The sequence below is a fragment of the Yoonia sp. 208BN28-4 genome (assembly GCF_037543925.1).
Lineage (GTDB): Bacteria > Pseudomonadota > Alphaproteobacteria > Rhodobacterales > Rhodobacteraceae > Yoonia.
In genome coordinates this window covers 367660-388187 of the sequence record NZ_JBBIFY010000004.1, presented here as the reverse complement: position 1 = coordinate 388187, position 20528 = coordinate 367660, and the positions used below count along the sequence as shown (strand labels likewise).

General features: G+C 56.1%; 27 protein-coding genes. 7 read left to right on the top strand and 20 right to left on the bottom strand.

Features of this window, described 5'->3' with window-relative positions; translation table 11 throughout:
* Positions 1–27: 27 nt before the first annotated feature.
* Together rpsQ and rpmC are read right to left on the bottom strand one after the other, a co-directional pair.
* Positions 28–258, bottom strand: a complete 231-nt coding sequence (gene rpsQ / locus V8J84_RS15660; RefSeq protein ID WP_339932866.1) for a 30S ribosomal protein S17 — start codon at positions 256–258, stop codon at positions 28–30.
* A complete protein-coding gene (gene rpmC / locus V8J84_RS15655) occupies positions 258–467 on the bottom strand; it encodes a 50S ribosomal protein L29 (protein WP_339932864.1) in 210 nt (69 codons plus the stop codon). The genes rpsQ and rpmC overlap by 1 nt, the downstream gene beginning before the upstream one ends.
* A 215-nt stretch (positions 468–682) precedes the next feature.
* Here rpmC and V8J84_RS15650 point away from each other — a divergent pair, with 215 nt between their 5' ends.
* The 5 genes from V8J84_RS15650 (at position 683) to V8J84_RS15630 (ending at position 3361) form a co-directional block, all read left to right on the top strand.
* A complete protein-coding gene (locus V8J84_RS15650) occupies positions 683–1120 on the top strand; it encodes a hypothetical protein (protein WP_339932862.1) in 438 nt (145 codons plus the stop codon).
* Positions 1117–1491 (top strand): hypothetical protein, encoded by a 375-nt coding sequence (locus V8J84_RS15645; RefSeq protein WP_339932860.1) that lies wholly within the window; start codon positions 1117–1119, stop codon positions 1489–1491. The genes V8J84_RS15650 and V8J84_RS15645 overlap by 4 nt, the downstream gene beginning before the upstream one ends.
* Positions 1492–1500: 9 nt before the next feature.
* The gene (locus V8J84_RS15640; RefSeq protein ID WP_339932858.1) at positions 1501–2121 is read left to right on the top strand and encodes a TIGR02466 family protein; all 621 of its coding nucleotides are present in this window, start codon (positions 1501–1503) and stop codon (positions 2119–2121) included.
* Between the two features lie 103 nt (positions 2122–2224).
* Positions 2225–3109, top strand: coding sequence for a polyphosphate kinase 2 (ppk2, locus tag V8J84_RS15635; RefSeq protein ID WP_339932856.1), 885 nt, complete (start codon positions 2225–2227; stop codon positions 3107–3109).
* 9 nt (positions 3110–3118) lie between these two features.
* Positions 3119–3361: a YdcH family protein gene (locus tag V8J84_RS15630; RefSeq protein ID WP_339932854.1), complete on the top strand. Its 243-nt coding sequence runs from the start codon at positions 3119–3121 to the stop codon at positions 3359–3361.
* 3 nt (positions 3362–3364) lie between these two features.
* Here V8J84_RS15630 and V8J84_RS15625 read toward each other — a convergent pair whose 3' ends face one another.
* The 6 genes from V8J84_RS15625 to rplB all read right to left on the bottom strand — a co-directional run bounded on the left by V8J84_RS15625 (position 3365) and on the right by rplB (position 6987).
* Entirely contained in the window at positions 3365–4117 is a 753-nt protein-coding gene (locus V8J84_RS15625; RefSeq protein ID WP_339932852.1) for a leucine-rich repeat domain-containing protein, read from the bottom strand.
* Positions 4118–4346: 229 nt separating this feature from the next.
* Positions 4347–4760 (bottom strand): 50S ribosomal protein L16, encoded by a 414-nt coding sequence (gene rplP / locus V8J84_RS15620; RefSeq protein ID WP_339932850.1) that lies wholly within the window; start codon positions 4758–4760, stop codon positions 4347–4349.
* A 14-nt stretch (positions 4761–4774) separates the two neighbouring features.
* Positions 4775–5479 (bottom strand): 30S ribosomal protein S3, encoded by a 705-nt coding sequence (gene rpsC / locus V8J84_RS15615; protein ID WP_339932848.1) that lies wholly within the window; start codon positions 5477–5479, stop codon positions 4775–4777.
* Positions 5479–5859 (bottom strand): 50S ribosomal protein L22, encoded by a 381-nt coding sequence (gene rplV, locus V8J84_RS15610; protein WP_339932846.1) that lies wholly within the window; start codon positions 5857–5859, stop codon positions 5479–5481. The genes rpsC and rplV overlap by 1 nt, the downstream gene beginning before the upstream one ends.
* A gap of 3 nt (positions 5860–5862) precedes the next feature.
* Complete coding sequence (rpsS, locus tag V8J84_RS15605) at positions 5863–6141, bottom strand: 30S ribosomal protein S19 (protein WP_339932844.1); 279 nt, start codon at positions 6139–6141, stop codon at positions 5863–5865.
* Positions 6142–6144: 3 nt separating this feature from the next.
* Positions 6145–6987 (bottom strand): 50S ribosomal protein L2, encoded by an 843-nt coding sequence (gene rplB, locus V8J84_RS15600; RefSeq protein WP_339932842.1) that lies wholly within the window; start codon positions 6985–6987, stop codon positions 6145–6147.
* 329 nt (positions 6988–7316) lie between these two features.
* On the opposite strand from rplB, the gene V8J84_RS15595 reads away from it, so the two are divergent.
* Complete coding sequence (locus tag V8J84_RS15595) at positions 7317–8765, top strand: hypothetical protein (RefSeq protein WP_339932840.1); 1449 nt, start codon at positions 7317–7319, stop codon at positions 8763–8765.
* 94 nt (positions 8766–8859) lie between these two features.
* Here the strand turns inward: V8J84_RS15595 and V8J84_RS15590 are convergent, their stop codons facing one another.
* From V8J84_RS15590 to rpsL, 10 genes are all read right to left on the bottom strand, one after another.
* Entirely contained in the window at positions 8860–9156 is a 297-nt protein-coding gene (locus V8J84_RS15590) for a 50S ribosomal protein L23 (RefSeq protein ID WP_339932838.1), read from the bottom strand.
* Positions 9153–9773 carry a 50S ribosomal protein L4 gene (gene rplD, locus V8J84_RS15585; RefSeq protein ID WP_339932836.1) on the bottom strand — a complete coding sequence of 207 codons (621 nt, stop codon included), beginning with the start codon at positions 9771–9773 and terminating at the stop codon, positions 9153–9155. Before rplD ends, V8J84_RS15590 begins: the two co-directional genes overlap by 4 nt.
* Complete coding sequence (gene rplC, locus V8J84_RS15580) at positions 9763–10608, bottom strand: 50S ribosomal protein L3 (protein ID WP_339932834.1); 846 nt, start codon at positions 10606–10608, stop codon at positions 9763–9765. The genes rplD and rplC overlap by 11 nt, the downstream gene beginning before the upstream one ends.
* A gap of 15 nt (positions 10609–10623) precedes the next feature.
* Entirely contained in the window at positions 10624–10941 is a 318-nt protein-coding gene (rpsJ, locus tag V8J84_RS15575; RefSeq protein WP_339932832.1) for a 30S ribosomal protein S10, read from the bottom strand.
* Positions 10942–11131: 190 nt separating this feature from the next.
* Positions 11132–12049 (bottom strand): nickel/cobalt transporter, encoded by a 918-nt coding sequence (locus tag V8J84_RS15570; RefSeq protein ID WP_339932830.1) that lies wholly within the window; start codon positions 12047–12049, stop codon positions 11132–11134.
* Positions 12037–12687: a DUF1007 family protein gene (locus V8J84_RS15565; protein ID WP_339932828.1), complete on the bottom strand. Its 651-nt coding sequence runs from the start codon at positions 12685–12687 to the stop codon at positions 12037–12039. Before V8J84_RS15565 ends, V8J84_RS15570 begins: the two co-directional genes overlap by 13 nt.
* Before the next feature lie 294 nt (positions 12688–12981).
* A complete protein-coding gene (gene tuf / locus V8J84_RS15560) occupies positions 12982–14157 on the bottom strand; it encodes an elongation factor Tu (protein WP_339932780.1) in 1176 nt (391 codons plus the stop codon).
* Between the two features lie 96 nt (positions 14158–14253).
* Positions 14254–16371 carry an elongation factor G gene (fusA, locus tag V8J84_RS15555; RefSeq protein WP_339932826.1) on the bottom strand — a complete coding sequence of 706 codons (2118 nt, stop codon included), beginning with the start codon at positions 16369–16371 and terminating at the stop codon, positions 14254–14256.
* An 18-nt stretch (positions 16372–16389) separates the two neighbouring features.
* A complete protein-coding gene (rpsG, locus tag V8J84_RS15550; RefSeq protein WP_339932824.1) occupies positions 16390–16860 on the bottom strand; it encodes a 30S ribosomal protein S7 in 471 nt (156 codons plus the stop codon).
* A gap of 92 nt (positions 16861–16952) precedes the next feature.
* Complete coding sequence (rpsL, locus tag V8J84_RS15545; protein ID WP_055294782.1) at positions 16953–17324, bottom strand: 30S ribosomal protein S12; 372 nt, start codon at positions 17322–17324, stop codon at positions 16953–16955.
* A gap of 397 nt (positions 17325–17721) precedes the next feature.
* Between rpsL and V8J84_RS15540 the strand changes: the two genes are divergently transcribed.
* Positions 17722–18333 (top strand): hypothetical protein, encoded by a 612-nt coding sequence (locus tag V8J84_RS15540; protein WP_339932822.1) that lies wholly within the window; start codon positions 17722–17724, stop codon positions 18331–18333.
* Between the two features lie 7 nt (positions 18334–18340).
* Here the strand turns inward: V8J84_RS15540 and V8J84_RS15535 are convergent, their stop codons facing one another.
* Both V8J84_RS15535 and V8J84_RS15530 read right to left on the bottom strand, forming a co-directional pair.
* A complete protein-coding gene (locus tag V8J84_RS15535) occupies positions 18341–19243 on the bottom strand; it encodes a DMT family transporter (protein ID WP_339932820.1) in 903 nt (300 codons plus the stop codon).
* Between the two features lie 38 nt (positions 19244–19281).
* On the bottom strand, positions 19282–20271 hold the full coding sequence (locus tag V8J84_RS15530) for a fatty acid desaturase family protein (protein ID WP_339932818.1): 990 nt from the start codon (positions 20269–20271) through the stop codon (positions 19282–19284).
* Positions 20272–20528 lie beyond the last annotated feature (257 nt).

Below are 20528 nucleotides of genomic sequence, written 5' to 3'. Positions count from 1 at the left end.
TTTCGATTAATGCTGTTGACCAGCGCCTTAGGAGGCGATGACTTCCCAGCGTTTCGTCTTCGACTTTGGTGCACATTCCTGAATGCGGACGGTGTCACCTACGTTGAATGCGTTCTGCTCGTCATGAGCGCGATACTTCTTGGACTTACGGATCGTCTTTTGAAGCAATGGGTGCTTGTAGCGACGCTCGACCGAAACTGTGACGGTCTGTGCGTTCTGGTTGCTTGTGACAACCCCGGAGAGGATACGCTTAGGCATTAGTTAGACTCCCCTGCTGCGTCAGCTGCTTTTTGGTTCAGAATTGTTTTCACGCGTGCGGCGTTGCGGCGGGCGGCGCGGATGGCAGATGTGTTTTCCATCTGACCGGTCGCCTGCTGGAAGCGCAGGTTGAACGATTCTTTCTTCAGGTTGGTAAGATCGTCGCGGAGCTGGTCCGGCGTCTTATCGCGTAACTCATTGGCTTTCATGCCATTTTCCTTTGTCTCATACACCGGGGGGCCGCGCACATGCGTCACCCCTGACCCGGTGGATCGTGGTTGAAGTGCGCCGTATAGGGGGGTTTGGGGTGTGTGGCAACCCCAATGAAAGAGGCGTTTGCGCTTTATTTATTTAGTAGTTTCTGGCAAACTTGTCGTGGCCGCAATCTCTTCAATCAGCAGGTTTAAAGTTGGAATATCGGTAAATGACAAATGATGTAGATGACGATGAATCAGAAGAACCAAGCAGACCGACCGATATCGCTATTCCACCTGAAAATTTACCAAAGGGTCATCGGCAGTCATTTCGAAATCTTAGGCGCGATCTTAGCGAAGACGAACTGTCGAGCCCCGGTGTTCAAAAAATGGTAATGGATGAGTTTGATCGCCTCGACACTGAACTACGTATCGCGCAAGGCGATGCAGCGAAATACCAGTCGGAAGCCGTAAAGGTTGCTCGGCTGGAGGAAAAAATAAAAACCCACTTGGGGTTCGAAATCCTGTCTGCAGGGGGTATCGCAATTGGGCCGTTTTTTATGGCGCTCGCCTATAGTAATAACGAAAGCACATTGGCAACTCCCGTTGCAATTGGTGGAGCAGTGATACTAGTTGCCGGCATCTTTGCAAAAGTTGTGAAACGATGAAAATTGAACTGCGGTCAATAATTGGTGCTGGTAATCTTAGCATAGAACGGGTCACACTGCGCATAGTCGCGGATCTGGATATCGGTGATTACATGCTTGCACAGTCATTTATGTTTGACGAACAACCATCGACAAATTTACAAAATTGCTTCTGGTTTCCCTTCAAAGAAGTTTCAAAAGGAGACCTGATTGTATTGTACTCAAAAGAAGGGACACAGCGAGAGAAACCGCTCTCGACTGGAGCTAATGCGCACTTTTTCTACTTGGACCTAAAGCAACCAATCTGGGATGACAGCGATATGGGAGCTGTGATTATTGAGACGCCAGATTGGGTGAGCAAACCCTCTCAAGACCTGCTCAAAAGGACTTAAGATAGGGCAATGCCAAGAACCACCCCTCTTTTCACCACCCCGCTTTATCATGCGCCCCTTTCGGCCCACGGCAAACCCATCGACGCCGCCGAATTGACGCAATCTTGCGATGTAATCGCCAATGACGACGAGGCCGGACAGGAATGGTGCGAGGCGAACGCTTTTCCCGGATATACCTCTTACGCGTCGCTGACGGATCTGCCGTGGCGGTTTCCGATCTTCAAGGATCTGAAAAAGGCGCTGGACAAGCACGTGAAGGCCTTCGCCAAGGAATTGCACTTTGATCTGGGCGACAAAAAGCTGAAGCTGGAAGACCTGTGGATCAACATCCTGCCCGAAGGCGGCATTCACACCGCGCATATTCACCCGCACGCAGTGATTTCCGGCACGACCTACGTGCAGATGCCGCCCGATACCTCTGCCATCAAGTTCGAGGACCCGCGCCTTGCCATGATGATGGCCGCCCCGCCACGCCTTACCGACGCGCCAGAGCACCTGCGCCAGTTTATCTATGTGAAGCCGCAAGTTGGCGATGTGCTGCTGTGGGAAAGCTGGCTTCGGCACGAGGTTCCCATGAACATGAGCGAATATGAACGCATCAGCGTGTCGTTCAACTATCGCTGGGGCTGATTGCACGCTCCACAGGCCGGATGGCTTTTTGACCTGCATCAAAGTCTGACAGGCTGGCACCTGCCATGATCCCCCCAGCACACCGCTGATAAGGGGGGCATGCATGCCGACAAAATTGCAAGACACAACCAGCAGTCCGCACACCGAACAGATCATCGGATTTGCGGACGGCGAATACCCTTATGCCAGACGTCTGAGCCGACGCGCCTATGAAGCCGAAAAGGCTGCCCTTCAGGTGGAACTTCTCAAGGTGCAGCACTGGGTGCAGGACACCGGCCAGAAATTTGTGATGCTGTTCGAGGGCCGCGATGCGGCCGGCAAAGGCGGCACCATCAAACGCTTTACCGAACACCTGAACCCGCGCACGGCACAGGTGGTCGCGCTGAACAAACCCACCGACGAAGAAAAGGGCCAGTGGTTCTTTCAACGCTATATCAAGCACCTGCCATCGTCCGGTAACATCGTCCTTTATGACCGGTCTTGGTATAATCGCGCAGGCGTTGAGCGGGTCATGGGCTTTTGCGAACCTGCCGAATACCTTGAGTTTATGCGCCAAACGCCGGAGTTCGAGCGGATGCTGTCGCGCAGCGGGATCAAGCTTTTCAAATACTGGTTTTCGGTCACGCAGGAAGAACAGCACGCGCGTTTCAAATCACGCGAGACTGATCCGTTGAAGCGCTGGAAACTGTCTCCTGTGGATCGTGCCAGCATGGACCGCTGGGATGATTACACCGAGGCCAAAGAGGCGATGTTTTTCTACACCGACACCGCGGATGCGCCTTGGACTGTCATCCGGTCCAACGACAAAAAGCGCGCGCGCCTGAACTGTATGAAGCATTTCCTGTCGCAGCTTGATTACCCCGACAAAGACCCCGCCGTGGCCCAAGCGCCCGATCCCAAGATCGTGCTGCAAGCCACCCACGTTGTGCAAAATGCCGACCACATTCTGGCGGCGTCACTTCACCCCAAAACCCGCAAATCGACCTAAGGTAAAACCATGTCCCACGTCCCACACGAATTGAACGAAGAATTTCCCGACCTTGCGCAGACCATGTCGCAGATGCGTCAGTCCGATGCCCATTTCGCGAAGCTGACAGATGACTACCACGTCCTGAACCGCGAGCTTCACCGCGCCGAGACCAACGTAGAGCCGACGTCAGACGATCATCTGGTCGAGATGCGCAAACAGCGCTTGGCGCTCAAGGACGCGATCTATGCGATTGTGAAATCCAAGGACTGATCGTCAGCAAACGATCACGGCTGCGGTGTTGGAGACTTCCACGCCGCGGCTGCGCAGTGCGTCCTCGATCGGTTGCATGAGATCAAAGAAGCCGCCCTCGCCAAAGTAGGCTATATCGTAAAGCGACAGCTGTTTGAGGTTTGGAATACGGGCCAGCGGCGACAGGTCGCCAGAGACGGCCATCCCGCTTATCTCGAGTGTTTCAAGCGCGCGCATGCGGGCCAGTGGCGACAGGTCGTCAATCTGGCCGAACTCCATCAACAGCGTCTTGAGGTTTGAAAGGCGCGACAGATAGCTGATGCTATTGCCCTGCACGGCCCCGACCGACAATTCAGTGAGCCGCGACAGCCCGCCGATGGGGCTGTAATCAGTCACCTCATCCAGATCGGACGCATGCAGTAACGTTAGGTTTGGAAACGCACCCAGGCCCGACAAGTCAGAGACACCGGTGCCGCGCATGTGCAATTCGGTCAGACCGGTCAGCGCAGAGATGTCAGACAGATCATCAAAGCCGGTATAGCTGACCATCAGAATTTTGACGTGCGTCAGATCGGAAATGTCAGTGAAATCTTCGAGGTCCGCACCATCGAGATCGAGCAACTGGCACTGCGTCTCACGGCAATTCTGCACAAGGCGCTCACCTTCGGCAAACCGCTCGGCTTCGAAATCAATCGGGGGCGTGACGGACGGGCCATCGCAGGCCGCAAGGGCGGACAAAGTGGCGGCGACGAATGTCATGGCAAAAAGGCGGCGCATCTGAAATCTCCCTCGTGGAATGATCCCAGCCTAGCGCAAATATCTCCCATTTCCCAAGTGAGGTTTCCCTGACCGTCTTGTGGGATTCGAAAAGTGGCAAAGAAAAAACCCCCGCTGTGCGAACAGCGGGGGCTTTTCGTATTGTTCTGGCGTGGTGTCGCTCTCATCGTTTTCTCAAGGGAAAACGACTGCCGCGCACGCGGTGTCGCGCCAAGGCGCGACCCCGTATTTACCAGTCTTCGCGGACCACGGTGCGGGTCTTGATTGGCAGCTTCATCGCTGCAAGGCGCAGGGCCTCGCGGGCGATGGGCTCTGCCACACCGTCGATCTCGAACATCATGCGGCCCGGCTTTACCTTGCACGCCCAGAAGTCGATCGAACCTTTACCCTTACCCATACGCACTTCGACGGGCTTGGAGGTGACGGGTGTGTCCGGGAAGATACGGATCCAGACGCGACCCTGACGCTTCATGTGACGTGTCATGGCACGACGGGCAGCTTCGATCTGGCGCGCAGTGATACGCTCAGGCTCAACCGCTTTGAGGCCGAATGAACCAAAGTTCAGGTCAGACCCGCCCTTTGCTTCACCCTTGATGCGGCCTTTGTGCATCTTGCGGTGTTTTGTACGCTTTGGCTGTAGCATTTATCTTAGCTCCCTTAGCGACGGCCGGGGCCGCGAGGGATAGCACCCTCTTGCAGCTCGGCTGATTTGCGATCACGCGCCTGCGGATCGTGTTCCATGATCTCGCCTTTGAAGATCCAGACCTTGATCCCGATGATACCATAGGGGGTCATGGCTTCGTAGAGCGCATAGTCGATGTCGGCACGCAGTGTGTGAAGCGGCACGCGCCCCTCACGATACCACTCTGTGCGCGCGATCTCGGCGCCGCCAAGACGACCAGCGAGGTTCACACGGATACCAAGGGCACCCATACGCATGGAGTTCTGCACCGCACGCTTCATCGCGCGACGGAAGGACACACGACGCTCAAGCTGCTGACCGATGGACTCAGCTACCAGCATCGCATCCAGCTCTGGCTTGCGCACTTCAACGATGTTGAGGTGCAGCTCGCTTGCTGTCAGCTGTGCCAGCTTCTGACGCAGACCTTCGATGTCTGCACCTTTCTTGCCGATGATCACACCAGGGCGTGCTGCGTGGATTGTCACGCGGCATTTCTTGTGCGGGCGTTCGATGATCACGCGGGAAATACCGGACTGGGCACACTCTTTCTTGATGAATGCCTTGATCGCCAGGTCTTCAAGCAGAAGATCACCGTAGTCTTTGGTATCTGCATACCAGCGGCTGTCCCAGGTCCGGTTGACCTGAAGACGCATGCCGACGGGGTTTACTTTGTTACCCATTACGCTTGCTCCTCAACTTGACGCACCACGATGGTGATTTCCGAGAACGGCTTGATGATCTTGCCGAAACGGCCGCGCGCCCGTGGACGCCCGCGCTTCATGATCAGGTTCTTGCCGACGTAAGCTTCGGCAACGACCAGCTCGTCTACGTCAAGGTTGTGGTTGTTCTCTGCGTTGGCGATGGCCGACTGAAGACACTTCTTCACGTCGTCCGAAATCCGCTTTTTCGAGAAAGTCAGGTCCGTCAGGGCCTTTTCGACTTTCTTGCCGCGGATCAGGCCAGCAACGAGGTTGAGTTTCTGTGGCGAAGTGCGAAGCATGCGCAGTTTTGCACGGGCTTCGTTGTCGGCCACGCGGCGGGGATTCTTATCCTTGCTCATGGCTTATTTCCGCTTCGCTTTTTTATCTGCGGCGTGACCGTAATAGGTGCGAGTTGGCGAATATTCACCGAACTTCTGACCAATCATGTCTTCCGAGATGTTCACAGGGATGTGCTTCTTGCCGTTGTACACACCAAAGGTGAGACCAACGAACTGAGGCAGGATGGTTGAACGACGCGACCAGATCTTGATCACTTCGTTGCGGCCGCTTTCGCGCGATGCTTCTGCCTTTTTCAAGACATAGCTGTCGACGAACGGACCTTTCCAGACGGAACGTGCCATGAATTACCGGCCCTTCTTCTTGGCGTGACGCGAGCGGACAATCAGTCGCTGCGACGCTTTGTTCTTGTTACGGGTACGCTTACCCTTGGTGTCCTTACCCCATGGGGTCACAGGTGTCCGACCACCGGATGTGCGGCCTTCACCACCACCGTGCGGGTGGTCGATCGGGTTCATCGCGACACCACGAACGGATGGGCGCACGCCTTTGTGGCGCATGCGACCGGCCTTACCGAGGTTCTGGTTGGAGTTGTCAGGGTTGGACACGGCACCAACGGTGGCCATGCATTCCTGACGCACCAGACGCAGTTCGCCGGAAGACAGGCGGATCTGGGCGTAACCACCGTCACGACCAACAAACTGGGCATATGTGCCAGCGGCGCGTGCGATCTGGCCGCCCTTGCCTTCCTTCAGTTCGATGTTGTGAACGATTGTACCGATTGGCATGCCAGAGAATGGCATGGCGTTGCCCGGCTTGATGTCGGCCTTCGCGGAAGCGATGACCTTGTCACCAACAGCCAGACGCTGCGGGGCGAGGATATAATTCTGTGTGCCGTCTTCGTACTGGATCAGCGCGATAAAGGCCGTGCGGTTCGGGTCATATTCGATCCGTGCGACAACAGCGGACATGTCCAGCTTGTTCCGCTTGAAATCGACGATGCGGTAAAGACGCTTTGCGCCCCCACCAATACGACGCATGGTGATCCGTCCGGTGTTGTTCCGGCCGCCCGATTTCGTCAGACCCTGTGTAAGGGATTTGACGGGACGTCCTTTCCAAAGCTCCGAACGGTCAATCAGCACCAGCCCACGCTGGCCCGGCGTCGTCGGTTTGTACGACTTGAGTGCCATGTTAGCTACTTTCCGTTTGCTTGGCGGTCCCTACCCTCGCGGGCGGAACCTGATGTGAAAGGCCCCTGCTGTAACGCGAGGTGCCCGGGTGGAGATGCCTGCGCCGTTTGCGTGACGCCTGCATAAAAGACAGCCCCGGACGAATCCGAGGCTGGCGTTTGTGGGCTTGTAGCTGTGGTGGGGATGGGTGGCAAGGGGGTGACACCGCTTAAGGCTTCAAACTTGGCTATCAATATTGCTTCGCTCGAAATTGTACTTACACATTAGTTGCAACTAGAGCTTGCGCGTCGCTACTATGATTAAACAGCTTCTTCCTAAAAGGATTTCACTTGCCACGTTTTTCCCAAGTATTTGGTCTTACGAATTCGCAATCACAACTGGACTTCATCGATATAGAACTCACGCGAGACTCGCCTCTTTATCTGGACCCCTATGCTATACAGATCAAGTCTGACGATTGGTCTGACCTTTGTATTGATCAGATAAGATCATTCTTCACAGAAGTATTAAATGCTCTGAGAATGGATAATCAGGCCCGCGCGACCCATCTACTAAGCAATCTTCACGAACCCAACGAAACTTTCCTCGGGGTATCCAGAGGTGAACCAAACGGCAAAGCAATCGGAGAAAAAAAGGCTCGTCGGATTGCGCAATCCATCATAAACAGTCGTGCTTTCGAGACCGGAATTCTCGCTGATGTATCCGAAGCCGAATTGTTTGTTCGGTATGTAGGGCCGGACACAATCTCAGATCTCACTACTAATGTACTTAGAGGCCAGTTGGCGACCTATACCGCAGAACAATGTAAGCTATACAATATAGATACGTTTCCAACGCGTACCTTAGGACCAGTTTGGAACGCCCAGATAAGGGATTGGCAGGCAAGTACGTTGCAGCTTCCTAGGTACAACACTAAGCCAATTTTGCTAGTTCCTAAGCTATCTGTCAGACATCACTTGGCGTTGAACAGTCAGGAGTTTTATAACCACCACATGGTAGAGTTTTTGAAGGCTGAATATCATCAAGCTGGTGCCGCGCTTGTGCAGACCTACAAGGACGGGACTACCTACGTCACGAAAAAATCGGTTAAGGAGATACATCCGCTCATTAAGAATGATTTGGCACAGTTCGTTTTGGAGCATCCTGAAATCTTAGAACGATATAAAGCATTGAAAGGGTCAGAGGGCCCGCTCTCAAATGAAGACTTCGCCAGAATCGTTGAACATAACAACTTTGATGAAAGAATTTTTGCTAGAGCACTAATTAACCAGCTTGTGGCAATTCCACCCGGTAACGCGGAGGCTACAGCATACCACAATCTAACTTTGGGAATTTTATCTTTCCTTTTTTATCCTAGTATGGCCTATCCAATAAAGGAATATGAGATACATGAAGGACGAAAGCGTATTGATATCAAATTTACTAACGCAGCGACTGTAGGCTTCTTTTTTGAAATGATGCAAAGCCCTGCGGCGCGGGCGAATAGTATTTTTGTCGAGTGCAAAAACTACTCGCAAGAAGTAGCAAACCCTGAGCTCGATCAGATTTGCGGCCGATTTGCCCCAAACAGAGGCAAGCTAGGCTTTCTCTTATGCCGAAGTATCGACAATCGTCAGCGTTTCATCCAGCGCTGCAAAGATACCGCAAATGACGATCGAGGCTTTGTCATCGCAATCGACGATTCAGACTTGGTCGAATATTTGGAATTGGTCGAGAACAGCGCGCACGAGGCGATTCATGAGCGATTGCGAAATCGCTACAATGAATTAATCAACTAAGCATAGAAGCCACACTAAAGAGAAGGCCCCCGCATCACTGCGAGGGCCTTCTTCATTTCTTGCGTCAAGGCGGAGCTAACCCCCGCCCTACGGATCAGAGACCCGTGCTCACGTCGATTGTGTTGCCTTCGACCAAGGTCACATAGGCTTTCTTCACGTCTTTGCGTGTGCCCAAGGAACCGCGGAAGCGCTTGACCTTACCCTTGGTGATCGTCGTGTTGACCGCTTTCACCTTAACACCAAAAAGCGCCTCGACGGCCTCTTTGATCATCGGCTTGTTCGCGTCGATGGCCACTTCGAAGACCACAGCATTGTTCTCGGACGCTGTTGTGGCTTTCTCGGTGATGATCGGCTTGCGGATCACGTCGTAGTGTTCTGCTTTCGCGCTCATGACAAACGAGCCTCCAGTGCTTCGACACCTGCTTTGGTCAGGACAAGCGTGTCCGACTTGAGGATGTCATAGACGTTGGCACCCTGCGAAGGCAGCACGTCCAAAGTTGCGATGTTGCGGGCCGCCTGAGCGAAATCCGCGTTCACGTCCGCACCGTCGATGATCAGCGCACGCTTCCAACCCAGCGAACCGACCATTTTGGCCAGTGCCGATGTCTTGGCGTCCTTCACGTCGATGCTGTCGATGACGACAAGCTCACCAGCTGCCTTCTTGGCAGACAGTGCGTGCTTGAGGCCCAGCTTGCGGAACTTCTTGGTCAGCTCGTGACCGTGGCTGCGGGGTGTTGGACCCTTGTAGATACCACCGGACCGGAAGATCGGAGCACCGCGCGAGCCGTGACGTGCGCCACCTGTGCCCTTTTGGCGATAGATCTTCTTGGTCGAGTAGGACACTTCGGACCGACCCAGCGTGGAGTGCGTGCCTTGCTGCGCGTTTGCACGCTGCCAGCGGACCATGCGGTGCAGGATGTCCTTGCGTGGCTCAAGGCCGAAGATCGCGTCGTTCAGATCGACGGAGCCTGCAGCTTTGCCATCAAGTTTGATTGCATCAGCCTTCATTGTTTTCGCCTCCCTCTGGAGTTTCGTCGTTGGCCATTTCAGCCTCGGCAGCTTCCAGTGCGGCCTGCTCTGCTTCGGCTGCGGCCTTTGCGGCTGCTTCCTCTTCAGCGGCGGCTGCGGCGGCAGCTTCCTCGGCCAGACGCTTGGCTTCGTCGTCAAGCGACTTCAGACCAGCGGGATACATCACGTTCTCGGGCGTCGGTTTCTTGACCGCGTCCTTGACTGTGACCCAACCACCCTTGGAGCCGGGAACAGCGCCTTTGACCATGATCAAGCCACGGTCGGCATCTGTTTTGATGACCTGCAGGTTCTGTGTGGTAACACGGGCAGCACCCATGTGACCGGCCATTTTCTTGCCTTTGAACACCTTGCCGGGGTCCTGACACTGACCAGTGGAGCCGTGCGAACGGTGCGAGATCGAAACACCGTGTGTGGCACGCAGACCGCCAAAGTTGTGGCGCTTCATCGCACCCGCAAAACCTTTACCGATCGAGGTGCCGGCGACGTCAACGAACTGGCCCTCAAAGTAATGGTTGGCGGTGATTTCTTCGCCCACGTTGATCATGTTGTCAGGGGCCACGCGGAATTCAGCCAGCTTACGCTTTGGCTCAACGCTTGCAGCAGCAAAGTGACCGCGCATCGCTTTGGACACGCGCTTGACCTTTGCGTTGCCAGCACCGAGCTGAACAGCAACATAGCCGTCCTTCTCAACGGTGCGCTGTGCGACGACCTGAAGGTTTTCGAGGGACAGAACGGTCACAGGAATCTGCTTTCCGTCTTCCATGAACAGACGGGTCATGCCCATCTTTTTTGCGACAATACCGGTACGCAACATATCTATGTGCCTCCCTTACGCTTGCAGCTTGATTTCGACGTCCACACCGGCGGCCAGGTCGAGCTTCATCAGCGCGTCCACGGTCTGTGGTGTTGGGTCGACGATATCGAGAAGACGCTTGTGTGTGCGGATCTCGAACTGGTCACGGGATTTCTTGTCGATGTGCGGGCCACGCAGAACGGTGAACTTCTCAATCTTGTTGGGAAGCGGGATCGGGCCGCGAACAGAGGCACCGGTGCGTTTTGCTGTGGAGACGATTTCCTGTGTGCTTGCATCAAGCACCCGGTAATCAAACGCCTTAAGGCGGATACGGATGTTTTGGCTTTGCGCCATGTCATCACCCTTTATCTTAGGGTCCAGAACGGAGAGGAAGACATACGCCCATCGCAGGCCCTCATCGCGTCTTATTTGTCCAACTTAAAAAGGGCACGCATCGCGCACCCTTGTCTGGATAGCGGGCGTATAGGGGGAGTCTCTTGCGGTGACAACACCTTTTTTCGCCCAAACCGTATTGCCTCGCGGCTTATGCGACCCGCAAGAAAAGCTGGATCGCCAGCACAAGGATTACCGCACCGGCCAGCACTTCGACGCTGACCAGTAAGATGGCGGTACCGCGCGCCGATGCCGCCTGCGCCAGCGCACTTTCCCGCGCGCTGACAGCGGCCAGTGCCGTGAGGGCCGTGAACGCGGCCGTGCCCAGTCCCATCACCAGCACGCCGATGACGCCAGCCCAGTAAAGGCCAAGCGCATAGGTCAGGATCAAAAGAAAAATGGCCCCCGTGCAGGGGCGGATCGCGATGGCCGCAACCACTGCAAGGGCATCGCGCCACGTCTTTACCGCAGCCGCCTGATCCGGCGTTGGCGCGTGGGCATGACCACAGCTTGCACAGGTCGCAGGATCATGGTCGTCATGATCGCGGTCATGATCATGCGTGTGCGGCACCGCCCGCATCTGCCATCCCTTGCGCAACCCACGCAGGAACAGCCACAGGCCAACGCCCGCAATCAGCGCGTAGCTGACAGGTGCCATAGTGCGGTCTGCAAACGCCGTCAGCGCCTCGCGGCCCCAGCCCAGAACCGTCAGTGCCACCGTGACGATGACGATGGCAACTACGGCCTGCGCCAAGGACGACACGGCAGCCAGCCCCGCAAGGCGCTGTGCTGTAACCCGCACGCCCGTGCCGTAGCCGCCGATCACCAGTTTACCATGACCGGGGCCAGCCGCATGTACAAAGCCGTAGGCCAGACAAAGCCCCCACAGCCCCACCAAAGCGCTTGTGTCGCCCGCACGTAAGGCACGCAGGCTTCCTGCCATTGCGTTTTGCACATCGCGTTGCGTGGCCGCAGACCAGCGGCTGATATGATCTGCGCCGCCAAATCCCCACAGCCAGATCGCCCCTGCCACCAAGACAGCAAGGATAATCGCTGCTATCCCTCGCATGAGATCGTGATGGTTTCGGCAAACAGGATACCGACCGGCGGGAAGTCTTCCTCCGCACCAACATCAGCAGCAGGACGCCCGTAAAGAAGCTCATCCACCTCCGAATAGGCCGCGTTCAGATCGGGTTGCAGGACCGTGGCCGTGCAATCATCGCGTCCGACAAAACGAACCGGACCGTTGAGGCTGTAGGACACGTAGTAGAACGGATCATATACACGCACCGTGAACGGCGCGGACGGATCGGGCAGCGTGCCGATGGGACGTGTGTGGGCCTCTGTCACCAGACCATTTTCATAGGTCACGATATGATTTGTGCGCTCGTCGAGCGGCACGTTCGCGCCGCCTTGCAGCACCTCGAGATCACCACCAAAATCAGCGGGCCAGTTCACGACAGCGTCGGTCAGCGTGGCGACCTCGGCGTCGGTCAGAACCAGATCACCGTCCAGATCGATCCCAAGGTCGGACGTCAGAACAAGCGAGAAAAAGTCGTCGTAAGACCAGTCAAGCTGCACACCAACGGGGCGTTCGTCGTCAAAAATTACCGTCACGCCAACACCGACAAAAAGATGCGGGTGGGCCGTCGCTGTGGCCAGCGGCACGAGACAGGAAACGGCTGTGGCAATGGTCAATAAACGCATGAGCACGTGATACGTGAGCGGCGGGAAACCTGCAACGCGGATGCTGAATTGGCTGGCAATATGCCGCCGTTCGGGCGTTGCCCGAACTGGCTGTGGCGTTGGTGGCTGTGTCGGCTGACGTCTCTGGAAAAGCATGACTGGCGTGCGGGCTGGTCACATGCGGAATGCAAAAAGGCCGCCCGTGAGGGGCGGCCTTCTTATTTGTCAGGTGGGGTGGGTTCTCGGGATCTTTTTGCTCAAGGGCAAAAAGACCCTGCCACCCACGAGGTGCATTTCGCGTGGCGAAAGTGCCCCTTACTCGACGATTTTGGACACCACGCCGGCGCCGACGGTGCGGCCGCCTTCGCGGATGGCGAAGCGCAGACCGTCTTCCATAGCGATCGGTGCGATCAGCTCAACGTTGAACTTTAGGTTGTCGCCAGGCATCACCATCTCGGTGCCCTCTGGCAGAACAACTGTGCCTGTCACGTCAGTTGTACGGAAGTAGAACTGTGGACGGTAGTTGGCGAAGAACGGCGTGTGACGGCCACCTTCCTCTTTGGTGAGGATATAGGCTTCGGCCTCGAACTTTGTGTGCGGGTTCACGGAACCGGGCTTACAAAGCACCTGACCACGCTCAACGCCTTCACGGTCAACACCGCGCAGCAGGGCGCCGATGTTGTCGCCAGCTTCACCACGGTCCAGCAGCTTGCGGAACATTTCAACGCCTGTGCAGGTCGTCTTGGTGGTGTCGCGGATACCGACGATGGAGATCTCGTCGCCCACGTTGATCACGCCACGCTCGACACGGCCGGTCACAACAGTACCACGGCCAGAGATCGAGAACACGTCCTCGATTGGCATCAGGAACGGCAGGTCAACCGCACGTGCAGGTGTCGGGATGTATGTGTCGACAGCTTCCATCAGAGCAACGATGCTGTCTTTACCGATGTTGTCGTCACGCTCTTCCATGGCGGCCAGAGCCGAACCAGGGATCACAGGAATGTCGTCGCCAGGGTACTCGTAAGAGGACAGCAGCTCGCGGATTTCCATTTCCACCAGTTCCAGCAGCTCTTCGTCGTCAACCTGGTCAACTTTGTTCATGTAGACGACCATGTAGGGGATGCCCACCTGACGGCCGAGCAGGATGTGCTCGCGTGTCTGTGGCATCGGGCCATCTGCTGCGTTCACAACCAGGATCGCGCCGTCCATCTGGGCCGCACCGGTGATCATGTTCTTGACGTAGTCGGCGTGGCCGGGGCAGTCGACGTGCGCATAGTGGCGTGTCTCTGTCTCGTACTCGACGTGTGCTGTCGAGATGGTGATGCCGCGGGCCTTCTCTTCTGGCGCGCCGTCAATCTGGTCATACGCCTGGAAGTCACCAAAGTACTTGGTGATCGCAGCTGTCAGTGTCGTCTTGCCGTGGTCAACGTGGCCGATTGTGCCAATGTTCACGTGCGGTTTCGTGCGTTCAAACTTTGCCTTAGCCATTTTGCTGGGCTCCTTATCAGTTTTGCGGGTGCGGCGAGGTCAAACCCCGCCCTACATTTGGGTCGGATCGGCGGGGGCCAAGCCCCGCCGTGCCGGTTATGCGTATTTTGCCTGGATCTCTTCGGAGATGTTGGACGGCACCGGATCGTAGTGATCGAACTGCATCGTAAACTGCGCGCGGCCCGAAGACATGGAACGCAGTGTGTTGATGTAGCCGAACATGTTGGCCAGTGGCACCATCGCGTCGATGACAATCGCGTTGCCGCGTGTGTCCTGACCCTGCACCATGCCGCGGCGTGATGTCAGGTCACCGATGATCCCGCCGGTATAGTCCTCGGGTGTCACCACCTCGACCTTCATGATCGGCTCGAGCAGTTTCGCGCCAGCTTTGCGCATGCCTTCACGCATACACATACGGGCTGCGATTTCGAACGCCATGATGGAGGAGTCAACGTCGTGGAACTTACCGTCGATCAAAGCCACCTTGAAGTCGATCACGGGGAAGCCGGCCAGAGGACCGTTATCCATGACAGACAGGATGCCTTTTTCAACGCCCGGAATGTATTCCTTGGGCACCGAACCGCCAACGATGCGGCTCTCGAACGAGTAACCTTCGCCCGGCTCTGTCGGGGAAATGATCATTTTCACTTCACCGAACTGACCCGAACCACCAGATTGCTTCTTGTGGGTATAGGTGTGCTCAACTTCGTGGCCGATTGTCTCACGGTAGGCCACTTGTGGCGCACCGATGTTGGCTTCGACTTTGAACTCGCGCTTCATGCGGTCGACAAGAATGTCGAGGTGCAATTCGCCCATGCCCTTCATGATGGTCTGACCGGATTCCAGATCGGTTTCCACGCGGAACGAAGGATCCTCGGCTGACAGGCGCTGAAGGGCGATGCCCATCTTTTCCTGGTCGGCTTTGGTCTTTGGCTCAACGGCGATCTCGATCACGGGATCGGGGAAGGTCATTGTTTCCAGAACAACAGGATCTTGCGGATCACAGATCGTGTCACCTGTTGTTGTGTTCTTCAGACCACCCAGCGCGATGATGTCGCCAGCGAACGCTTCGGAGATTTCCTCGCGGTCGTTGGAGTGCATCATCATCATACGGCCCACACGCTCTTTGTTCCCCTTGGTGGAGTTGAGCATGTTGTCGCCCTTGTTGAGCTTACCGGAGTAGATCCGTGTAAACGTCAGCGAGCCGACAAACGGGTCGTTCATAATTTTGAACGCAAGGCCGGAGAACGCCATATCGTCGTCCGCACGGCGGGCGATGTTACGTGTCTCTGTCTCGTCGCCGGGCTTAAAGCCCATGTAGTCAACAACGTCGAGCGGGCTTGGCAGGTAGTCCACAACAGCGTTCAGCAGAGGCTGCACGCCTTTGTTCTTGAACGCGGAACCACCAAGCACAGGAACGAAAGACAGCGACAGGCAGCCCTTGCGGACCAGCTTGCGCAGTGTCGGCACGTCAGGCTCGTTGCCTTCCAGATACGCTTCCATTGCGTCGTCGTCCTGCTCAACAGCAGCTTCGACCAGCTTTTCACGCCACTCAGCGGCCTGATCAGCAAGGCTGTCACGGATCGGTGCTTTGATCCACGATGCGCCAAGGTCTTCGCCCTGCCACAGCCACTCTTCCATGGTGACCAGATCGACAAGGCCTTCAAGCTCTGTCTCGGCACCGATTGGGAAAGCGATTGGGATCGCACGCGCGCCGGTGCGGTCTTCGATCATCTCAACGCACTTGAAGAAGTCGGCGCCGATCTTGTCCATCTTGTTGACGAACACCATGCGCGGCACCTTGTAGCGGTCAGCTTGACGCCACACGGTTTCTGTCTGCGGCTCAACACCAGCGTTGGCGTCAAGAACACATACAGCGCCGTCAAGCACGGCCAAGGAACGCTCAACTTCGATTGTGAAGTCAACGTGGCCGGGTGTGTCGATGATGTTCATGCGGTGCTTGGGGCTGTCTGCCTCAGTACCGTTTTCTGTGCGCTCCCAGAACGTGGTTGTCGCAGCAGAGGTGATCGTGATGCCACGCTCTTGTTCCTGCTCCATCCAGTCCATGGTGGCCGCACCATCGTGCACCTCACCGATGTTGTGGGATTTGCCTGTGTAATACAGGATACGCTCGGAACAGGTGGTTTTGCCCGCGTCGATGTGGGCAATAATACCAAAGTTCCGGTAGAGTTCGAGTGGGTAGTCGCGTGCCATTTTTGGTCTGCTCCTAAATTACCAGCGGTAGTGGCTGAATGCTTTGTTCGCATCGGCCATCTTGTGGGTGTCTTCGCGCTTTTTCACCGCGGTGCCGCGGTTGTTGATCGCATCCATCAGCTCGCCTGCGAGGCGCTCTTCCATGGTGTTCTCGTTGCGCTTTTGGGCCGCAGCGATCAGCCAGCGGATGGCCAGCGCTTCGCGACGCTCGGGACGCACATCAACGGGCACCTGATATGTGGCACCACCGACGCGGCGCGAACGCACTTCGACGGCTGGCTTGATGTTTTCAAGGCACTCGTGGAACACTTCCATGGGTGACTTTTTCAGCTTATCTTCAACGCGGTCGAAGGCGTTGTAAACAATCCGCTCAGCAACGGCTTTTTTGCCGTCGATCATCAGGTTGTTCATGAATTTTGTCAGCACCTTGTCGCCATACTTGGCGTCAGGGAGAACTTCGCGTTTTTCAGCGGCGTGACGACGTGACATTTATCGTGTCTCTCTCTCGGTTCGGGCGATGGTGGGGTGAAACCCCACCCTACGATGGATGGTAGGGCGGGGTTTGACCCCGCCACCGGCAATTACTTCGGACGCTTGGCACCGTACTTGGAGCGGCGCTGCTTACGGTCTTTGACGCCCTGGGTATCCAGAACACCACGCAGGATGTGGTAACGGACACCGGGAAGGTCTTTCACACGGCCGCCACGGATCAGAACAACAGAGTGCTCTTGCAGGTTGTGGCTCTCACCGGGGATGTAGGAAATCACTTCGAAACCGTTGGTCAAGCGCACCTTTGCAACTTTCCGCATCGCGGAGTTCGGCTTCTTAGGAGTAGTTGTATAAACACGTGTACAAACGCCGCGCTTCTGCGGGCATCCTTCCATGTGCTGCGACTTGGATCGCGTGACTTTTGGCTGGCGCGGTTTGCGGATCAGCTGCTGAATCGTTGGCATCGTTTGATGTTCCCATCTATTCACATAAATGCGCCCGGCAAGCGCGGTATAAACTTGCCATCTGACAAGCACAAAAGACCCGCTGTCGCACCCTTACCGGAGGTGCGGAGCGGTTTGGCTACAGAGGAACAAGGAAGCATTATCCCGGTTCTTGAACGCAACAAACATGATATCGGGACGGATCGGGGAATCCCCCAAAGCCCGGATGAGCGGCGTATAGAATGTGACCGGTTTAGTGTCAACAGCCACCCAGTTTTCACGGGGCCCTCACGTCAATCGGCAGATTTCCGTTTACCGCAAAAAGTGGTGGGTTTCCGGACTTGTCAGCCTGATTGCAGCATCGTTACCCTGCCCGCATCACTGATTTTCAGGATAGATAAGGGAAGAGGACGATTTTATGTATATCAAACTGACAGCGGCCTGCGTGGCCGTCGCCGGATTAGCGGCATGTGAAACAGCAACGCCACCAACTGCGGGACAGGCGGAATATAATGCGGCTTTGGCACAGTATAACGCCGTGGTGTCCAACCAGCGCGCAGCAGCAAGTTCGCTTAGCGGCTTTACCACATTTACGGGCACTGCCATCTCGAATGCGGAATTTGCCGAAGAAGGCGGTTATCGCATGATCGGCGACATGGAGATGCGCGTCGATTTCAATGACAACAACGGCGATAACATTCGCGGCGAGATTGAAGAGATCAACATCATCGATCGCCGCAATGCCGATGGCAGCCAGTTGGCCGAAGGCGTGTTGAACATCCGCGGCACCGAGGTCAACGGCCAGATCGTGGCCACCGCAACAGGTGAGCTGGGCATCGTGCGCGTGGACAGCATTGCGCGGGAAACGACCAACGTCGATCTTGATCTTGAAGGCGAGACACGCAACACCTCTGCCTTTGCCGATACGATCACGGGCCGGTTCTCTGGCTTTGGTGCGGCAAGCACGACAAATGGTGTTGAGGCCGAATTCACCGGTGGCCGCTTCGTGCTGGACGATCCGTCCCGCTAATCAAACATCAGGCGCGCGTGGCAGCCAGCTTTGCGCGCCTGATCCTGAACTGATGTTCGCGGTAAAGCGTGAACAAGCCCATCGCGACCACGATACCGGCCCCTATCAGTGTCAACGCATCGGGGTAATCCCCGAACACAAGCACCCCGACAATGATCGCCACCACAAGGCTGGTATAGCGGAACGGTGACACAAAGCCGATCTCGCCCACGCGCATGGCAGCGACCGAACAGATGTAAGCCGCAACTACGAAAGACCCTGACGCGGCAAGCTGCGCCATCGCCTTACCGGTCACGGGCTGCCAGTCTTCAAACATAACTCCGACAATGGCCATGGCCCACACGCCCGCCGCCGCCGCAAGCGCCACTAGCGTGGATGGGGCCTTGGCTGTGATCCGGCGCGCCGACAGATCGCGGATAGTAATCAGGCCAACAGCGGCAACGACGTAAAGCGAATAGGCATTAAAATCGCTGCCTCCGGGGCGGATGATCAGCATCACCCCCGCAAATCCGACACCGATGGCCACGAGCCTGCGCCAGCCAAGCGGCTCTTTCAGAAACACTGCTGCCCCCAAAGCCACGGTCAGCGGCAACACCTGCAAGATCGCCGATACGTTGGCGATCGGCATGTTGAACAGAGCCGTGATGAACAGATAGGCCGATATCGTTTCAGCCAGCGTGCGGACGACAATCAACGTCGTATCGCGGCGCGACAGATCAAACCGCAGATGTCCCATGGCGTAACAGATCAAAAGCAGGACCGGCACAATAAACAGGCCGCGCATGAAAAGCGCCTGAAACAGCGGCACCTCGTCAGATGCGGCTTTCATGAAGGCGTCATTGAGCGTGAAGCCCGTCATCGACCCCATCATCAAAAGCGCACCGCGCAAGTTGTTGGAAAGCTTTGCCATCCCCCTGCCCTAGCAGCGTGTGCGCGGTGCCGCTATCCCTATTCGGCGGGCACCGTTGCCGGAGCTGATTGTGGCAAATCGCGAAAGCGGATCATCTTGCCGGACGCTTCGTCCCATAGCTTCCACTGCACGCAGGCAATCGCCTCAAAGACACCAAGCCGCGTCGGCTCCAGTTCATTCTCGAGCGCGCGGTGGCAGGCCTGCAGACGATAACACGGGATCTTGGCGTGCAGGTGGTGCAGGTCGTGGAACGCAAAGTTGAATGTCGCGAAGTGGAACAGCGGGCCCCAGTCCAGCACGCTAGACCCTTTCAGCGAAGCGTCTTCAAAATTGCAGCTTTCGGCATGTTCCCAATAGGCATCTTCATAGTTGTGGCCCACATAAACCATGAACACGCCCATACAGGCCGAAATCATGCCCGCGATGATCGTGAAGGCAAATGCCTGCCAACCGAACAAAATCCAAAGCGACGCCCAGAAGCCAAACATCAGCGTGTTCTGCATCAGGATATCGCGCATGCCTGTCTTGGCCGCGTTCTTGGGATACCGGTAGCGGATAAAGATCACAAAGATCGGCCCGATGAAATAGAGCACAAAGGCAGAGCGATAGATGCGGTAAAACAGCTTCATACCGGGGCTGGCGGCCTGATACTCTGCCACGGTCCACGTCAGCACCTCATGGGCATCACGTTCATCAAGGTTCCCGATATAGGCGTGATGGCGGTTATGGTTGTAGCGCATCGCGTAATAGGCATTGCCGGTGAAGGCCCCTGTCAGCACACCGACCACCTCGTTAGTGCGGCGCGATTTGAAGTAGGACAGATGTCCACAATCATGCTGGATACCAAAGAAACGGGTCGTGCCTGCAAAGAACATCAGCACGGCCACGGCCATAACAAGGAAATTGCCCCAGAACATCGTGCCAAGGACAATCGCGCCGGCATAAAGGGCAGCGGTATTGGCGACATGAAACCATGCCAAACTGTCGATCGGGGCGGCATAGGGTTTTGCCAAACGACGAATGCTCATCAAAAAATCTTTCTCGAAAATGGCCCTGAAAATGGGCCGCAGTAAAAATTAACCAAACGGTAAAACAGGAATTTCGTTCGGGCAAGTCAGGATGACCGTACCACGACGTGCAGAGCGGCTGACCCCAGTGGCATCTGATCCGGCAGAGGTGGACGGACGCAACAACGCCACAGTCCCTCGCCCGTCTGGAGTATCACCACCGATCACTTGGCCAAAACGCAAAAGGCCCACTGGTTCCAGCGGGCCTTTGCAATCTT

Coding starts and splice junctions, on each gene's coding strand:
- rpsS (WP_339932844.1), bottom strand. CDS start 6,141: ATGGCACGTTCCGTCTGGAAAGGTCCGTTCGTCGACAGCTATGTCTTG.
- rpsC (WP_339932848.1), bottom strand. CDS start 5,479: ATGGGTAACAAAGTAAACCCCGTCGGCATGCGTCTTCAGGTCAACCGG.
- V8J84_RS15570 (WP_339932830.1), bottom strand. CDS start 12,049: ATGCGAGGGATAGCAGCGATTATCCTTGCTGTCTTGGTGGCAGGGGCG.
- rplP (WP_339932850.1), bottom strand. CDS start 4,760: ATGCTACAGCCAAAGCGTACAAAACACCGCAAGATGCACAAAGGCCGC.
- rpsJ (WP_339932832.1), bottom strand. CDS start 10,941: ATGGCGCAAAGCCAAAACATCCGTATCCGCCTTAAGGCGTTTGATTAC.
- V8J84_RS15640 (WP_339932858.1), top strand. CDS start 1,501: ATGCCAAGAACCACCCCTCTTTTCACCACCCCGCTTTATCATGCGCCC.
- rpsG (WP_339932824.1), bottom strand. CDS start 16,860: ATGTCACGTCGTCACGCCGCTGAAAAACGCGAAGTTCTCCCTGACGCC.
- rplD (WP_339932836.1), bottom strand. CDS start 9,773: ATGAAGGCTGATGCAATCAAACTTGATGGCAAAGCTGCAGGCTCCGTC.
- ppk2 (WP_339932856.1), top strand. CDS start 2,225: ATGCCGACAAAATTGCAAGACACAACCAGCAGTCCGCACACCGAACAG.
- rpmC (WP_339932864.1), bottom strand. CDS start 467: ATGAAAGCCAATGAGTTACGCGATAAGACGCCGGACCAGCTCCGCGAC.
- rplC (WP_339932834.1), bottom strand. CDS start 10,608: ATGTTGCGTACCGGTATTGTCGCAAAAAAGATGGGCATGACCCGTCTG.
- rpsQ (WP_339932866.1), bottom strand. CDS start 258: ATGCCTAAGCGTATCCTCTCCGGGGTTGTCACAAGCAACCAGAACGCA.
- V8J84_RS15650 (WP_339932862.1), top strand. CDS start 683: ATGACAAATGATGTAGATGACGATGAATCAGAAGAACCAAGCAGACCG.
- tuf (WP_339932780.1), bottom strand. CDS start 14,157: ATGGCTAAGGCAAAGTTTGAACGCACGAAACCGCACGTGAACATTGGC.
- rpsL (WP_055294782.1), bottom strand. CDS start 17,324: ATGCCAACGATTCAGCAGCTGATCCGCAAACCGCGCCAGCCAAAAGTC.
- V8J84_RS15590 (WP_339932838.1), bottom strand. CDS start 9,156: ATGAGCGCGAAAGCAGAACACTACGACGTGATCCGCAAGCCGATCATC.
- rplB (WP_339932842.1), bottom strand. CDS start 6,987: ATGGCACTCAAGTCGTACAAACCGACGACGCCGGGCCAGCGTGGGCTG.
- V8J84_RS15540 (WP_339932822.1), top strand. CDS start 17,722: ATGTATATCAAACTGACAGCGGCCTGCGTGGCCGTCGCCGGATTAGCG.
- V8J84_RS15630 (WP_339932854.1), top strand. CDS start 3,119: ATGTCCCACGTCCCACACGAATTGAACGAAGAATTTCCCGACCTTGCG.
- V8J84_RS15535 (WP_339932820.1), bottom strand. CDS start 19,243: ATGGCAAAGCTTTCCAACAACTTGCGCGGTGCGCTTTTGATGATGGGG.
- V8J84_RS15645 (WP_339932860.1), top strand. CDS start 1,117: ATGAAAATTGAACTGCGGTCAATAATTGGTGCTGGTAATCTTAGCATA.
- V8J84_RS15565 (WP_339932828.1), bottom strand. CDS start 12,687: ATGCGTTTATTGACCATTGCCACAGCCGTTTCCTGTCTCGTGCCGCTG.
- rplV (WP_339932846.1), bottom strand. CDS start 5,859: ATGAGCAAGGATAAGAATCCCCGCCGCGTGGCCGACAACGAAGCCCGT.
- fusA (WP_339932826.1), bottom strand. CDS start 16,371: ATGGCACGCGACTACCCACTCGAACTCTACCGGAACTTTGGTATTATT.
- V8J84_RS15530 (WP_339932818.1), bottom strand. CDS start 20,271: ATGAGCATTCGTCGTTTGGCAAAACCCTATGCCGCCCCGATCGACAGT.
- V8J84_RS15625 (WP_339932852.1), bottom strand. CDS start 4,117: ATGCGCCGCCTTTTTGCCATGACATTCGTCGCCGCCACTTTGTCCGCC.